Below are 14936 nucleotides of genomic sequence, written 5' to 3'. Positions count from 1 at the left end.
CAGCACGGACAGGCGCAGACAGGCGCGGACAGACGCGGACGCATGCGGCCGTCCGCGGACACCTGACAGGGGGGACATGACCAACAGCTTGGCCAAACAGTTGCGAGACCTTCGGATACGCGCGGGCAATCCGCCGGTTAGGGAACTGGAGCGTCTCATAGGCACGCTGCAGAAAAGACACCCCATGGCCCGCTCAACCATTCAAGATAAACTGTCCGGCAGGAGCCCAGCAAAACTGAGTCAAGTATTATCTCTTGTTGCCGCAATAGCCGAGTACGGAAGGCTTAGCGGTACACCACTGACACCACAAGAGGTAGATGAGAACTCATGGAGGGCCAAATACGTTGCCACGATGGGAAAGCGTAGTAATGCACAGCAGGTAGGCGCCTCCGAAGCGACACCCGCGTCACCCCATCGGATCTGGGATCCGACACCCCTATGGCACGCGGGGATGACAGATCTTGTAGATTTGGTCTCGCAGTCCAGGGGGGCTCCACCCGTCACATGGGTACCTCATGTGGCAAGCGAAATGGTCCAAGCCAAAATGTCTTGCAACAAACTCATGGAATGGGTCGCGAACGGTACCACCAAGGATGTCATAGACTGCATCGAAGCACTGAACCAAACATTTCCCCTGCCATCCGAAGTGGAACCCCAAATATGGGCTAACTGGTCTGACGGGTACGGCGCTACCACCTCGCATCTCCTCCGGTACGCCGCACGGGTTCACGGGCCGAACGCACCCGTATTGGTCGTGGGGCTTCGGCGGGCAAGCCTAGGGCACTTGGTGCAGCCACTACTGGTGAATATTGCACGCTGGCATCTTGCTAAAAACCTAGCGAACGCGGTGAGGAGGCTGCGTTCCGCAGAGCTTGGGGCAGACGCGAGAGACCTTTTGATATCCGTGGGTGCGGAACGCGTTGATGATCGCGTGATAGAAGTTGTCCACTATTTCATGGACCATGAAGCGCCCAAGGATAGTGAGCTGGTATTGCAAGGAATGGCCAGAGAAAGCCCAAAGCGGCTCCTCATAGCGCTTCGTGACCCCCGCTGTGGCCCCTTCAAAAAAGTCCTGCTCGATGCCATTCCATGGAACCATCGAGCGAATTATATTAGTGCCCTGAGGGGTGAGGGGATGAATGATATAGCAGACGAGATCCCCGCGCCTGGGTACAGCGATGAACCGCCCTTCTGATAATCACAGACGTCCCCAAGTCGGTGTGCAATAGCGCAGCGGCTCGTACAGGCGAGCCGTTACCTGTAACGGTGAACTTTACGACCGAATCGTGGCTTCCGAAAGGCTTCGTCAGCCCTTCCTTGGCCGAGCACGCATGAGGGGCCCGGCTCGTTGAGCCGAGCCCCTGGACGATGCGAGGCCGCCGCCCCGAGCACTGACCGCAACATCACCACTGGCAGAAAGCTACGGCTGCATCGTCGCCGGACTTATAGCGCGGCCACCGACGTCCGGTCGGGTCGGTGGCTTCGGCCTTCCGGACGGCGGCGATCAGTTCTTGCGGGCCACCAGTACGGAGCATCGTGAACACTTCCGACCAAGTGGCCATGCCGTACTCCGTGACGAGTCGCGACGCACCGTCGGACAGGACAGCCGCGGCACGTACCTCCTCGGCCGGGGTGCTGCCTACCCGCGCATGTGCTGCTGCCTCGGGACTCGCGCCGGCGACCCAGTAGCCGTCCGGAGTGTTGCGGATGCGGCGCTGCGCGGTCACCAACCGCCGCAGCGCCGCTTGGTGCTCTGGCGTATGAGTCTCGTACCGCTCAACTTCGGCGCGCATGTCGGGAAGGACTTCATCCACCCGTAGGTCAGTGAGTACGGTGAAACCCTGGAGCCCTTCGAACACGATCGGGGAGTCTGCCAAGACCAGGTGATCGAAGAATCCGGCTCGCTGCCGAAGGATCGCGACCGTGGCTGAGGGGGTTCCGGGACTGGCGAGGTCGCATTCGGGGTGCAGCGCAGCTACCCGTTCGAGGGCGTTGGCCAAGCCGACCGTGAGTGGCGTCTCTTGGCTAGTGAGCGCGGCCACGAGCTGACCACCTAGTTGCGCCACATACCAGGGCACGCCGTGACGGCACCCGGTGTCCAGGTCGGCAGTGCTTAGTCCGTCCAGCACGACGGCGAGAGTCGGTGTGCCAGCCACCCAATCCTCGTTGGGGGCGGTTCCTCCGGGTTGAGTCTCAAGGGCAACGCGCGCCCGGACGGCCGCCCCATCGACCCGCGGGCCGACTGGGCGGAGTTCAAGGAGCTGCTGGCGGAAGCGGGCATCGATGACCGGCGCCTGTACGACGGCAGTCGGCACACCGCCGGGACGATCCTCAACGAACTCGGGGTGGACATGCCCACGATCATGGAGATCCTGCGGCATACCCAGATCAGCCAGACGCGGCGGTACGTGAAAGGACGCTCCCACCTCTCAAAAGAGGCGATGCGCCGCATCGGCGATACCTTTATGCCTCGGACGATCGCTGAATCTGGCACTCGGAGCAGCCAAACGGAACGCTCGCTGCGTCGGCGGCGTGTTCGTTAGGTGACGCCACCCTACGCAGTGGTGTTAACGCAGGGACACAGCCGCAAATGTCTTAGATGAGCCTGGTCACCTGGAAGCATGTCCGGGTGACCAAGGAGCAAATGGATTTTGCTGGCCTAATGGCCACCGTCCTGCCTCTCGTCCTTCTTGCTCTGATCGTCGAAGCTCGCAGCTCCGATCCAGCCCGGCAGCTGGTAGCGTCCGGCCACGACGTGCCGGGTGACCTGGCTAAGTCGTACCTCGTCGTGCTCTTCCTTGCTTTTTTGGAGGTGGCTGCCCTGCTCACCAACTGGGGGTATGGAGAGCCCTGCGTGTTGGGCTGGGTCTCTGGGGCACCAAGCGCCATCGGAGTCGGGATCCTTATCGCACTCACGGGTCGGCTGGCCCTGATGCGCCTCGCTGCCGCATGCAATACCAAGGATCAAACACGGTTCACTGAAGCCCAACTGAGTAAGCTGGAATATGACGCCGAGGTCGCCATGACCGTGTGCGTCGCTGCTGGGTCGGCGTTTGTCATCTGGTTGTGGCCACCGTCCGCCGTGGGCTGTGACGCATGCCTGATGAGCCAACCGGTGCTTGCCGTGGTTGCCAGCCTAAGCGTGCTTTGGCGCTGCCGCGGACATTGGCGTAGTAGGGCCCGAAGATCCGGGGGGCAAGCTAGGCGAGGCGCACCCCCAGTCGCCAACTGAGACCCGAACCGAGACCGCGGCACGGCGATGCGATGTCCGTTGACGCCATCGCGCGCCCACTGATCGACAGAACCCCAGGTCAGACAGCGTCTGACCTGGGGTCCACGGGAGCCCCCTGTCGGATTCGAACCGACGACCTACGCATTACAAGTGCGTTGCTCTGGCCGGCTGAGCTAAGGAGGCGTGCACGGGCCTGCCCGTGCAGTGTACCCGCGTCGCCGCCGCGGTCCGTCGGGAATTTCCGCGAAGTTCACCGGGCCCGGACTGCTGACAGACCAGGTGAACGCCAGGTACCGTCCTGTGCCAGTTCACCCCTGTGGACTACACCACAACGGAATACAGCCCGTCGTGGCTCACCACCTTCCTACAACGGATCGTCCGGCACGTTCCTGCCGGTAGAAGGGGGCCCATTCACCATGGCCACTGTCCAGTTCGACAAGGCGACCCGGATCTACCCGGGTTCCGACAAGCCCGCCGTCGACGCCCTCGACATCGACATCGCCGACGGGGAGTTCCTCGTCCTGGTCGGCCCGTCCGGCTGCGGCAAGTCCACCTCGCTGCGCATGCTCGCCGGCCTGGAGGACGTGAACGGCGGCGCCATCCGCATCGGCGACCGCGACGTGACGCACCTGCCGCCGAAGGACCGGGACATCGCCATGGTGTTCCAGAACTACGCGCTCTACCCGCACATGACGGTCGCCGACAACATGGGCTTCGCGCTCAAGATCGCCGGCGTCAACAAGGCGGTGATCCGGCAGAAGGTCGAGGAGGCCGCGAAGATCCTCGACCTCACCCCGTACCTGGACCGCAAGCCGAAGGCCCTCTCGGGCGGTCAGCGCCAGCGCGTCGCGATGGGCCGCGCCATCGTCCGCGAGCCGCAGGTCTTCCTCATGGACGAGCCGCTGTCCAACCTCGACGCCAAGCTCCGCGTCTCCACCCGTACGCAGATCGCGTCGCTGCAGCGCCGGCTCGGCATCACCACCGTCTACGTCACCCACGACCAGGTCGAGGCCATGACGATGGGCGACCGGGTGGCCGTCCTCAAGGACGGTCTGCTCCAGCAGGTCGACTCGCCGCGCAACATGTACGACAAGCCGGCCAACCTGTTCGTCGCCGGCTTCATCGGCTCCCCGGCGATGAACCTGATCGAGGTCCCGATCACCGACGGCGGCGTGAAGTTCGGCAACAGCGTCGTCCCGGTCAGCCGTGACGCCCTCAAGGCCGCCTCCGACAAGGGCGACCGCACGGTCACCGTCGGCGTCCGGCCCGAGCACTTCGACGTCGTCGAGCTCGGCGGCGGTGCCGTGGCCGACGCGCTGTCCAAGGACGCGGACAACGCCCCGGCCGGCCTGGAGGTCACGGTGAACGTCGTCGAGGAGACGGGCGCCGACGGCTACATCTACGGCACCGTGCAGGTCGGCGGCGAGTCCAAGGACCTGGTCGTGCGCGTCAGCAGCCGTGCCGTGCCGGAGAAGGGCGCCACGGTCCACGTCGTGCCGCAGCCGGGCGAGATCCACGTGTTCTCGACCTCCACGGGCGAGCGGCTGTCCGACTGAGACGCTCCCGCCGTCCCCTTACGGCTGAAACACCGGTACACCTGAGGGTGATTCACCCAGGTTGACGGAGAGGGCCCCGCGAACTGGCGCGGGGCCCTTTTCCGTTGCCCCGGCCTGCCCGGCATAACGCCCGTTTCGATCCGTGTGCGTCAACTCCGCGCCCGCGACAGGGGCGTTCGGCATCCCTCGAAGAGGTGACCAAATGTCGCCAAATCATTACTGGGCGCTAACCTCACTCGCGTGAAGCACTCCACCACCCAACAGACGCGACGCGGCCGGGGCCCCGCCCGCCGGATCGGCCGCTCCCTCGCCCTCGTCCTGCCCGTCGTCCTGGTGCTCTCCGGGACCCTCGCGGTCACCCGAGTCAACTGGTCGGGGAACGCCTCGAACTCGGTGCTCACCGCGTCGGACGCCTCCGTGGCCGATGTCTCCCGCGCCCGCTCCCTGGCCCCGCAGGACGTGCTGCGCGACCGGCTGCTGACGGAGCTGCAGGAGAAGGACCCGGGCGTCGCGCTCACCCACCTGCAGCAGGCCGTCAACGGCCGCCCGTCGCTGGCCCGGCACTGCTCGTCGATCGCCCGCACCCTGGGCCGCGCGGCCGTCCGCATCTACGGCCCCTCGCGCGCCCAGTCCTACGCGCGCCCGGTCTGCGACACCTCGTTCGCCTCGGGCGTCCTGGCCGCGCACAGCTGACCCCGCACGGGCCCGGCCGACCGTCCCCCACCGGCCCCTCGGCGGACCCGCCGACGGGGCCCGGCCCCGCCCGGAGCACCACCGGGCCCCGTACGGAAGCCGCTGGGCGCCGCGGGCTCCGGGGACCCACTCGGACGCCGAGCCCCGCGCCCGGACCCCGCAGGGCCCGGCGCGACCAGCCGCGCCGGGCCCTGCGGAAGACGCGAAGCCCCCGGGCCCCGCCGACCCCCGCCCGCGCTCCGCCGAGCCCGGCCAGGACTCCGTTGAGCCTGGCACGACCGCCGTACCGAGCCGCGCGGACCACGCAAACCCCCACGTCCTGTACGCATCCCCGCCCGCGCTCCGCCGAACTCCACACGGACTCCGCTGAGCCCGGCACGACGCGCTGTGCCGAGCCGCGCGGACCACGCAAACCCCCGCGGCCTGTGCGCATCCCCGCCCGCGCTCCGCCGGGCACCGGCCCGGGCTGCGCCGGATCCGCCCCCGGCCGGGCGCGGGCCGTTGCCGCTTACGGGCCGGTGACGGCCTGAAGCCGCTCGCGGGGCGCCACGTACAGTTCGGTCATGACCCATCCGAACGCGGCGTCCCGCCCCACTCAAGCCGTGATCCTGGCCGGTGGCCAGGGCTCACGCCTGCGGCCCTACACCGACGACCGGCCGAAGCCCATGGTCGAGATCCCCGGCACCGGGACCCCGATCATCGGCCACCAGCTCGCCTGGCTCGCCGAAGAGGGTGTGACGGACGTGGTGGTCTCCTGCGGTCACCTCGCCGAGGTCCTGCAGGACTGGCTGAAGTCGGCGGACCTGCCCGTCCGCGTCGTCACCGTCGTGGAGAGCGAGCCCCTCGGCCGCGGTGGCGGCCTGCGGTTCGCCGCCGCTCATCTGCCCCACCCCGAGCGGTCCTGGTACGCGACCAACGGCGACATCTGGACCCGTTTCTCGCTGCGCGACATGGCGGACTTCCACACCGAGCGCGACGCGGTCGCCACCCTCGCGCTGGCCCGCCCGCGGCTGCCGTGGGGCGCCGTCAAGACGGACGGCTTCGGTCACATCACCGACTTCATCGAGGCGCCGCCGTCCACCGTCGAGATCAACGCGGGCGTCTACGTCTTCTCCCCCGAGTTCGCCGCCCTGCTCCCCGAGCGCGGCGACCACGAACGCACCACGTTCCCGCGGCTGGCCCGGGAGCGCCGGCTGGCCGGCTTCCCGATCCCGCAGGGCGCGTACTGGCGTGCCATCGACACCGCGAAGGACCTCACCGAGGCCGCGAAGGAACTGGCGGCACTGGCCCGCTGACGGCCACTCGGTGACCGCGCCCGCCGCGGGGAGCGGGCGCCCCGTGCGCCGGCCGGACCCGCACACCGACGGGGTCCCGCACGTCCTTGGAGGACGTGCGGGACCCCGTCGGTCTCCTGGAGGGAACAGGCCGAAGCAGCGCGGCGACGGTGCCCAGCCACCCCCCACCGGGTGCGGAACGGCCTCCTACCGGGTGGGGAGCCGGCTCCGGACCGGGCCCTACCCGAGAAGCCCGCCCACCAGGCCCGGCTGCCCCGTGGACCCGCTGCCGCCGCCGGACCCGCTGCCGGAGCCGCTCCCGGCGTCCCCGGCACCGCCGCCGGTCGTGCCGCCGCCGGAGGCCGGACCCGAGCTGGTGCTGGGCGCCTGCTCGGCCGGGGAGGACTGACGGCGCGGAGCCTGGCCGCCGGTGCCCTGGGTCTGGCTGGGCGAGCCCCCCGTGGCCGTGCCGCTCTCGCGGGCCTCGCCCGGTGAGCGCTCGGGACCGCCGGAGGGGGTGGCCGACGCGCCGCCGCCGCGGCTCGGCGCCGTCGACGCCGACGGGGACCTGTCGTGCCGCTCGCCGGACTCCCGCGGGAGCGGCGAGCCGGGCAGCTCGTTGCGCGGGGCCTCGCCCGGGCCGGGGACGACGACGCGGTCGGCGTCGCGGACGGCACCACCCAGCACCGAGCCCACGAGCAGCGTGAGACCGGTGACGACGAACGTGAGCAGGGCGCCCCGGCGCAGCACGTACTGGCGCAGCTCCCAGATGTCGGAGCGCGGGCCGAGCCGCCGCCACGCGGAGGCGGCGAGCCGTCCGTCCACGGAGTACACGGGAGCGCCGGCGATGACCAGCGGCGACCAGGCGGCGAGGTAGATGATGTCGGGCGCGTCGTAGGCGGGGACCGTCTTCCAGCTGACGGTGACGATCAGCGCGGCCGAGAGCAGCGCGCCGACGGCCGCGGCGACCCGCTGCCAGCACCCGAGCACCGTCAGGACGCCCACGATGACCTGGAGGAAGGCGATCACGAGGCCCGAGCCGACGGGGTGGTGCAGCGCGAACTGGCGCAGCGGCTCGGCGACCTCCCAGGGGTGCAGGGAGTTGAGCCACTTCACCATCGAGCCGCGCTCGCCGCCGTCGAAGTAGAGCGGGTCGCACAGCTTGCCCATGCCGGCGTAGAGGGAGATGAAGCCCAGGAAGACCCTCAGCGGGAGCAGGACGACGCCGAGGTTCATGCGGCGGCCCGGGTAGTAGGCGTGCCGCCCGGGGTCGTCGCTCTGCCGCCGGGACGACGCCCGTCCGCGCCCGGCCGCGTCCCCGGGGACGTCGTCGCCCAACCCGTCGGTGCCGTACGGGGGTTCGCCGTGGCCCGGCTCCCCGTAGTCGGGACCGCCGTGCGCGGGGGCGCCGTAGGCGGGCTCGTCGTAGGCGCTGACGGCGGCCCGCATGTGGGGCAGGAGGCGGGTCCCCTCGGGCGTGCGCCGGGCGCCGACGACCGGGGTCTCGACGGTCCGGTCGAGATCGTCGTAGCCGTCGTGGCCGTCGCCGCCGTGGGGCGCGCCCGGAGTGCCCGGGCGCGGGCCCGCGTCGATGCGCGGGATGACGCGGGTGGCCCCGGTGCCGGCCGGTTCGTCGCCGTGCCGGACGCTGCCGGTCCGCACGGCCTGCAGCAGCCGGTGGGCGCCGGTGTCGTCGGGCGCGGACCGCCCGCTCCAGACGACCGGGCGGCGCTGCTCGGCCGCGCCGGTCCCGCCCGCCGTGCCGACGACGGGCCTGCGGGCGGCGTCCTCGGTGGCGCTCATGTGCCGGGCGATGCGCGGGGACCGGGTGCGCCGCGTCGCGGCACCCAGCTGCACGCGGAAGCTCGCGTGACTGACGATGATCTGCGCCGGGTCGCTCGGCACCTTCACCATGCTCAGCGCGGGAGCGTCGTCGTGTCCCGACGAGCGGTCCCCCGTGGGTGTGCGGGGTGTTCTGGTGTCCACACTCATCTAACCGAGTGATGTCGGGTTAGGACACTGCCACCGCGTGCCGGATGTGTCCGGACCCCGTCAAGCTCGCCCTGTGCGCCCGGCTCCACGCGAGTGGGTGACCGCGGGGAACGCCTGTGCGGGTGTCCGGCGCCGGGTGGTTCAGGCACCCGGCCCCGGACGGTTCAGGAGCGCCTGCGGGAGGCCTCGTAGAGCACGATGCCCGCCGCGACACCGGCGTTGAGGGACTCCGCGCCGCCCGGCATCGGGATCCGCACCCGCAGGTCGCAGGTCTCGCCGACGAGCCGGGACAGGCCCTTGCCCTCGCTGCCGACCACGACGACGACGGGGCCCTCCAGGGCGTCCACCTCGCCGAGTTCGGCCTCGCCGTCCGCGGCGAGACCGATCACCGTGATGCCCGCCTTCTTGTACGCCTCCAGCGCGCGCGTCAGGTTGGTGGCGCGGGCCACCGGCGTCCGGGCGGCCGTACCGGCGGAGGTCTTCCAGGCGCCGGCGGTCATGCCGGCCGCGCGCCGCTCGGGCACGACGACGCCGTGCCCGCCGAAGGCGGAGACGGACCGGACGACGGCACCCAGGTTGCGCGGATCGGTCACCCCGTCCAGGGCGACGATCAGCGGGTCCTCGCCCTCGTCGTGGGCGGCGTCGAGGAGGTCCTCGGGGTGCGCGTACTCGTACGGCGGGACCTGGAGGACCAGCCCCTGGTGGTTGAGCCCGTTCGTCATCCGGTCGAGCTCGGGACGCGGGGCCTCCATGAGGTTGATCCCGCCGCGCTCGGCCGCGAGCTGGAGCGCCTCGCGCACCCGCTCGTCGTTGTCGATGAACTGCTGGACGTACAGGGTGGAGGCGGGCACGCCCTCGCGCAGCGCCTCGACCACGGGGTTGCGGCCGACGACCAGCTCGGACGTGGACCTGCCGGCACCGCGGCGCTGCGGGCGCCCCTGGGTACGGCGCGTCTTCGCCTGGGCGGCGCGCTGCTTGGCGTGTCCCTTGCGCATCTCGGCGGGGGGCGTGGGGCCCTTGCCCTCCAGGCCCCGGCGCCGCTTGCCGCCGCTGCCGACCTGCGCGCCCTTCTTGCCGGACATGCGGCGGTTGTTCGCGGCCATGACCTACCTGTCTCTGCTCTCTGCGGTGATGAAGCGTTCGTGCGGACGGCTGTGCGGTGTGCACGGTCCTTCGGTGCCGTACGTCCTGTGTTCCTGCGGTGTGCCGGCCGGAAGGCCGGGCGGCACACCAGGTCGCCGGGGCCTGCGGCCGGGCTCAGCGCGGGCCGAGGCTCCAGCGGGGTCCCTGCGGGCTGTCCTCGATGACGAGTCCGGACTGGTTGAGCCGGTCGCGGATGGCGTCCGCGGTGGCCCAGTCCTTGCGGGCACGGGCGGCCTCCCGCTGGTCCAGCACCAGGCGGACCAGGCTGTCGACGACGCCGTGCAGGTCCTCGCCGCGGTCGCCCTCGCCGGCCCAGTGCGGATCGAGCGGGTCGAGGCCGAGGACGCCGAGCATGGCACGCACCTCGGCGAGCCGCGCCACGGCGGCCTCCTTGTCGTCGGCGGCCAGCGCGGAGTTGCCCTGCCGGACGGTGGTGTGCACGACGGCCAGCGCCTGCGGGACGCCCAGGTCGTCGTCCATCGCCTCGGCGAAGGCGAGCGGCACCTCGGCGGCCGGCTGGACCACGCCGCCGGCGAGCTCCGCCACCCGCTGCATGAAGCCCTCGATCCGGGCGAACGCCGACTCGGCCTCGCGCAGCGACTCCTCGCTGTACTCGATCATCGAGCGGTAGTGCGGGGTGCCGAGGTAGTAGCGCAGCACGATCGGGCGCCACTGCTTGACCATCTCGGAGACCAGCACCGAGTTGCCGAGCGACTTGGACATCTTGTCGCCGGCCATGGTCACCCAGGCGTTGTGCACCCAGTACTGGGCGAAGTCGTCGCCGTAGGCCTTGGCCTGGGCGATCTCGTTCTCGTGGTGCGGGAAGATCAGGTCCAGGCCGCCGCCGTGGATGTCGAAGGCGGAGCCCAGGTACTTGTGCGCCATCGCCGAGCACTCCAGGTGCCAGCCCGGCCGGCCCTCGCCCCACGGCGTCGGCCACGTCGGCTCGCCCGGCTTGGCCGCCTTCCACAGGGCGAAGTCGCGCGGGTCGCGCTTGCCGCTCTCGCCCGCGCCGGAGGGCTGCTGGAGGTTGTCCAGCTCCTGCCGGGACAGCTGCAGGTAGCCCGGGAAGGAGCGCACGTCGAAGTAGACGTTGCCGTCGGCCTCGTAGGCGTGCCCGCGCTCGATGAGCGTGCGCATCATCTCGACCATCTCCGGCACGTGGCCGGTGGCGCGGGGCTCGTAGGTGGGCGGCAGGCAGCCGAGCGCCGCGTAGCCGTCGTTGAAGGCGCGCTCGTTGTCGTAGCCGATCGACCACCACGGGCGGTTCTGCTCGTGGGCCTTGGCGATGATCTTGTCGTCGATGTCGGTGACGTTGCGGATGAACGTCACCTCGTAGCCGCGGTACGCGAACCAGCGGCGCATGATGTCGAAGTTCAGGCCCGACCGGATGTGCCCGATGTGCGGTGCCGCCTGCACGGTGGCGCCACAGAGGTAGATCGAGACACAGCCCGGCTTGAGCGGGGTGAAGTCACGGATCTGCCGGGCGCTGGTGTCGTACAGGCGAATGGTCACCACTCCAGAGTAGTGGGCGCGGGGCAGTGCCTCGCGCCCCTTCCCCGTTCGCGGCGCCGATTCCCGGCGTTCCCCGGCGTTCCCGCCGGTGCCGGGCGCGGCCCGGATGCGGGCCGGCCGGGCGCAGCACCCGGCCGGGGCCTAGTGCCGCGGCCGGCAACGTTCGCCCGTCGAGGAGCGGCGTCCGGTGCGTGCTCCCGGCGTGCCGGCCGGACGCCCTCCTACTGGATGTACTCGGGGCCTTCGGCCGGTGCGACGAAGGGGGTCCCCCGTCCGAGCCGTGCGAAGCCGGTTCGAGGACGGGGGGACGTGCCGGGCGGAGCCGGTTCGAGGACGGGGGGACGTGCCGGGCGGAGCCGGTTCGAGGACGGGGGGACGTGCCGGGCGGAGCCGGTTCGAGGACGCGGGCGCGTGCCGGGCGGAGCCGGTTCGAGGACGGGGGCGCGTGCCGGGCGCCGCGACGGGGCGAACGTTGCCTGTCGCGGCACTAGAGGCTGCCGACCACCTTCTCCGGCGTGATGCGCACCACCACGCGCTCCGCGTCCTGGCCGGACGCCGGGTTGAACTCCGCGTAGTCCTTGCCCGTGTACTTGCGGCTCAGCTCGTCGATGAGTTCCTGGCCGCCCTCGGTCGTCAGCTCGGCGGTGCCGCGGATCTCGGCGTAGTCGTAGGGCGACTCGGGGTCCACGACGACGATGCCCACCCGGGGGTCGCGGTCCAGGTTCCTCTTCTTGCGCCGGTCGACGGTGGTGGAGAGCAGGAGCTGGTCGCCGTCCCGCTTCACCCACACCGGGGACATCTGCGGGCGGCCGTCGGGCTGGACGGTGCCCACGATCACGAAGACGGGCGTGTCGAGCAGGTCCTTGAGCCGGTCGGACAGGGCGGCGGGCATGGGCACCTCCGGAAACCTGGGTCAGCGGTGACGTTCCGAGTACCCCTGTACGCGCTCAGCTCACCCGCATCACGAGGGCCGTGGCGACCGCCATCAGCCCCTCGTCCCGGCCCGGGAACCCGAGGCCGTCGGTGGTCGCGCCCGAGACGGACACCGGCGCGCCGGCCGCCTCGGACAGGATCCGCTGGGCCTCGTCCCGCCGCTTGCCGATCTTCGGCCGGGGGCCGACGACCTGCACTGCGACGTTCCCGATGCGAAAGCCCGCCTCCCGCACGATCCGGGCGGCCTCGGTCAGCAGGGTGACCCCTGAGGCGCCCGACCACTGCGGGCGGCCCGTGCCGAAGTGCTGTCCGAGGTCGCCGAGGCCGGCGGCGGAGAACAGCGCGTTGCACGCGGCGTGCGCGACGACGTCGGCGTCGGAGTGCCCGGCGAGCCCCGGTCCCTCGCCCTCCCACTTCAGGCCCGCGCACCACAGCTCGCGGCCCTCCTCGAAGGCGTGGATGTCGGTGCCGATGCCGACCTGGGGCAGCAGCGGCTGCGCGGCGGTCTCAGAAGCCATCGTTCAGCCTCCGGCGGGCCAGGACGGCCTCCGCGAGGACCAGGTCGAGCGGCCGGGTGACCTTGAAGGCCTCCTCGTGGCCGGGCACGGCCACAACCCGCTCGCCGAGCTGCTCGACCATGCTCGCGTCATCGGTGACGTCGCCGGTGACCGTCCGGTGGGCACGCATCAGCGTCGCCCGGTCGAAGCCCTGCGGGGTCTGCACCGCGCGCAGCCGCGCCCGGTCGGGCGTCGCGGTGACCGGCTCCGGCTCGCCCGGCACGGCCGCGGGGTCGACCTCCTTGACGGTGTCCGCCAGCGGCAGCGCGGGGACGACCGCCGGCGCACCGTCGCGCACCGCCTCGATGACCGCGTCGACGGTGTCCACCGGCACCAGCGGGCGGGCCGCGTCGTGCACCAGCACGATGTCGTGGCCGGGCGGCAGCGCGTCCAGGCCGAGCCTGACCGACTCCTGGCGGGACCCGCCGCCGGGGACGACGAGGAAGTCGGTCCTCTCGGGCAGGGCGTGCGCGTCCAGCAGCGACTTCACCTCGGCGGCGCCCTCGGGCGGGGCGACGACGACCACGAGGGAGACGGCGCGGGAGGCGGCCATGGCGCGCACCGCGTGGACGAGCATCGGCGTGCCGTTCAGCGCGCGGAGCGCCTTGGGGGCACCCGGACCGAGGCGTACACCCCGGCCGGCGGCCGGGATCACGGCGGCGACGGAGGCCCCGGCGGGCGCTCCCGCGGGCGGAGGGAGCGAATCGTCAGACATCGGTTCCTGTCAGGTTTGTGTGCTCGGCCTACCTGGGTATGGCCACTTGCAGCACCCCCGGCCGAGCCGGGGGAGTACCGGGCGTGAGACCTTGACCGGACCCTTTCCGTGACCCTGGTCGAGCCGACCGCCCGGGCCGGGCACCTCGGTGCCGGTGGCCTCTCCCCCGCGTGCGACGGGGGTGGCGCGTGTGCGCGGGTACGAGCATGCCGCAGCGCCCGGCGACAGCGAGTGTGTCATCGGGCACCGCGGCAGGTGTGCTGAGGTGAGGCGGGTGTGGATGCCTCGGGTCAGGACGCGAGGACCTCGTCGAGCAGGGCTTCGGCCTTGTCCTCGTTGGTGTTCTCCGCGAGCGCGAGCTCGCTCACCAGGATCTGGCGGGCCTTGGCGAGCATGCGCTTCTCACCGGCGGAGAGTCCGCGCTCGCGCTCACGGCGCCACAGGTCCCGCACGACTTCCGCGACCTTGATGACGTCGCCGGAGGCGAGCTTCTCCAGATTTGCCTTGTAACGGCGTGACCAGTTCGTGGGCTCCTCGGCGTACGGAGCGCGCAGCACCTCGAAGACCCGGTCCAGCCCGTCCTGACCGACCACATCACGCACGCCCACGAACTCCGCGTTGTCCGCCGGCACGCGCACCGTCAGGTCACCCTGGGCGACCTTCAGCACCAAGTAGGTCTTGTCCACGCCTTTGATCTGGCGAGTTTCGATGGCCTCGATCAGCGCGGCCCCGTGATGGGGATAGACCACGGTGTCGCCAACCTTGAACGTCATGTGACAGGTACCCCTTCCGTGGCTATCCAGGGTAACACGGATACGGCGTCTTCTGAATGGCGTTTTCGCAGGTCAGGGCATATCTCGGGGCTTGACAACAGCGACAGGGACGTGCTTCGGGAGGGGTGCGGAAGGCGAACGGAAGCGGGTATTCGCAGGTCGGAGGGGCTCTGCGCAGGAGGTGAAACGCGTACGTTACACACATCCGGCGCCCTCTCCAAACGGTCGAAATTCCCGCTTTGTCCGGCTCCAGATGTGCGACTCCCGCTACTCCGTTCGGTGAGCTGAGTCGCGTCCCGGCCGAATCCCGGGAATTGATCACGGCCGCCGGGGCGCCGCCGGCCGATCGCCCGGTGATCAATTCCGGGCCCGCGGGCGCGCATTCCCGCGCGGAAAAGCGTGCGCGGCCGACGGGCTATGCGACCGGCTCTTATGTGAATGGAGAGACTGCTGAGGCCAATGTGACTGGTGAGTCGGCAGGTCTCCGGGAGCGGGAGAAGCGTCCTGCCGTGGCAGGGCCGAGCGCGCCGTTCGGCGGGGCGTAGGGGCGCGG

Annotated in this window: 12 protein-coding genes, 1 tRNA gene and 1 pseudogene; 4 read left to right on the top strand and 10 right to left on the bottom strand. The window is 70.6% G+C overall.

From position 1 onward, the window contains the following. Positions 1–835 precede the first annotated feature (835 nt). Together ABZ920_RS08305 and ABZ920_RS08300 are read right to left on the bottom strand one after the other, a co-directional pair. Positions 836–1099, bottom strand: a complete 264-nt coding sequence (locus ABZ920_RS08305; protein WP_361500109.1) for a hypothetical protein — start codon at positions 1097–1099, stop codon at positions 836–838. Between the two features lie 304 nt (positions 1100–1403). Then, positions 1404–2129: a hypothetical protein gene (locus ABZ920_RS08300; protein WP_361500106.1), complete on the bottom strand. Its 726-nt coding sequence runs from the start codon at positions 2127–2129 to the stop codon at positions 1404–1406. 78 nt (positions 2130–2207) lie between these two features. Between ABZ920_RS08300 and ABZ920_RS08295 the strand changes: the two are divergent. Next, positions 2208–2543 (top strand): annotated as a pseudogene (locus ABZ920_RS08295) (tyrosine-type recombinase/integrase); the annotation flags it as partial. Positions 2544–3341: 798 nt separating this feature from the next. On the opposite strand, the gene ABZ920_RS08290 reads toward ABZ920_RS08295, so the two are convergent. Next, positions 3342–3415 (bottom strand) — tRNA-Thr (locus tag ABZ920_RS08290). 233 nt (positions 3416–3648) lie between these two features. On the opposite strand from ABZ920_RS08290, the gene ugpC reads away from it, so the two are divergent. From ugpC to ABZ920_RS08275, 3 genes are all read left to right on the top strand, one after another. Beyond that, entirely contained in the window at positions 3649–4788 is a 1140-nt protein-coding gene (gene ugpC / locus ABZ920_RS08285; protein ID WP_361500103.1) for a sn-glycerol-3-phosphate ABC transporter ATP-binding protein UgpC, read from the top strand. A 240-nt stretch (positions 4789–5028) separates the two neighbouring features. After that, on the top strand, positions 5029–5481 hold the full coding sequence (locus ABZ920_RS08280) for a hypothetical protein (RefSeq protein ID WP_361500100.1): 453 nt from the start codon (positions 5029–5031) through the stop codon (positions 5479–5481). Positions 5482–6044: 563 nt separating this feature from the next. Then, positions 6045–6776 (top strand): nucleotidyltransferase family protein, encoded by a 732-nt coding sequence (locus tag ABZ920_RS08275; RefSeq protein WP_361500097.1) that lies wholly within the window; start codon positions 6045–6047, stop codon positions 6774–6776. Between the two features lie 219 nt (positions 6777–6995). Here the strand turns inward: ABZ920_RS08275 and ABZ920_RS08270 are convergent, their stop codons facing one another. The 7 genes from ABZ920_RS08270 to ABZ920_RS08240 all read right to left on the bottom strand — a co-directional run bounded on the left by ABZ920_RS08270 (position 6996) and on the right by ABZ920_RS08240 (position 14383). Further along, complete coding sequence (locus ABZ920_RS08270; RefSeq protein WP_361500094.1) at positions 6996–8747, bottom strand: DoxX family membrane protein; 1752 nt, start codon at positions 8745–8747, stop codon at positions 6996–6998. Positions 8748–8911: 164 nt separating this feature from the next. Next, the gene (gene rlmB, locus ABZ920_RS08265; RefSeq protein ID WP_361500091.1) at positions 8912–9850 is read right to left on the bottom strand and encodes a 23S rRNA (guanosine(2251)-2'-O)-methyltransferase RlmB; all 939 of its coding nucleotides are present in this window, start codon (positions 9848–9850) and stop codon (positions 8912–8914) included. A 154-nt stretch (positions 9851–10004) separates the two neighbouring features. After that, positions 10005–11405, bottom strand: coding sequence for a cysteine--tRNA ligase (gene cysS / locus ABZ920_RS08260; protein ID WP_361500088.1), 1401 nt, complete (start codon positions 11403–11405; stop codon positions 10005–10007). Positions 11406–11892: 487 nt separating this feature from the next. After that, complete coding sequence (locus tag ABZ920_RS08255) at positions 11893–12297, bottom strand: PPOX class F420-dependent oxidoreductase (RefSeq protein WP_361500086.1); 405 nt, start codon at positions 12295–12297, stop codon at positions 11893–11895. 55 nt (positions 12298–12352) lie between these two features. Continuing rightward, positions 12353–12856, bottom strand: a complete 504-nt coding sequence (gene ispF, locus ABZ920_RS08250) for a 2-C-methyl-D-erythritol 2,4-cyclodiphosphate synthase (protein ID WP_361500083.1) — start codon at positions 12854–12856, stop codon at positions 12353–12355. Then, positions 12846–13610: a 2-C-methyl-D-erythritol 4-phosphate cytidylyltransferase gene (ispD, locus tag ABZ920_RS08245; protein ID WP_361500080.1), complete on the bottom strand. Its 765-nt coding sequence runs from the start codon at positions 13608–13610 to the stop codon at positions 12846–12848. The genes ispF and ispD overlap by 11 nt, the downstream gene beginning before the upstream one ends. Positions 13611–13900: 290 nt before the next feature. Further along, complete coding sequence (locus tag ABZ920_RS08240) at positions 13901–14383, bottom strand: CarD family transcriptional regulator (protein WP_003953493.1); 483 nt, start codon at positions 14381–14383, stop codon at positions 13901–13903. Between the last annotated feature and the right edge of the window lie 553 nt (positions 14384–14936).

The organism is Streptomyces sp. NPDC046831 (assembly GCF_040645305.1).
Taxonomy (GTDB): domain Bacteria; phylum Actinomycetota; class Actinomycetes; order Streptomycetales; family Streptomycetaceae; genus Streptomyces.
Note: the sequence above shows the minus strand (reverse complement) of the source record. Positions and strands in the feature narration are given on the sequence as shown.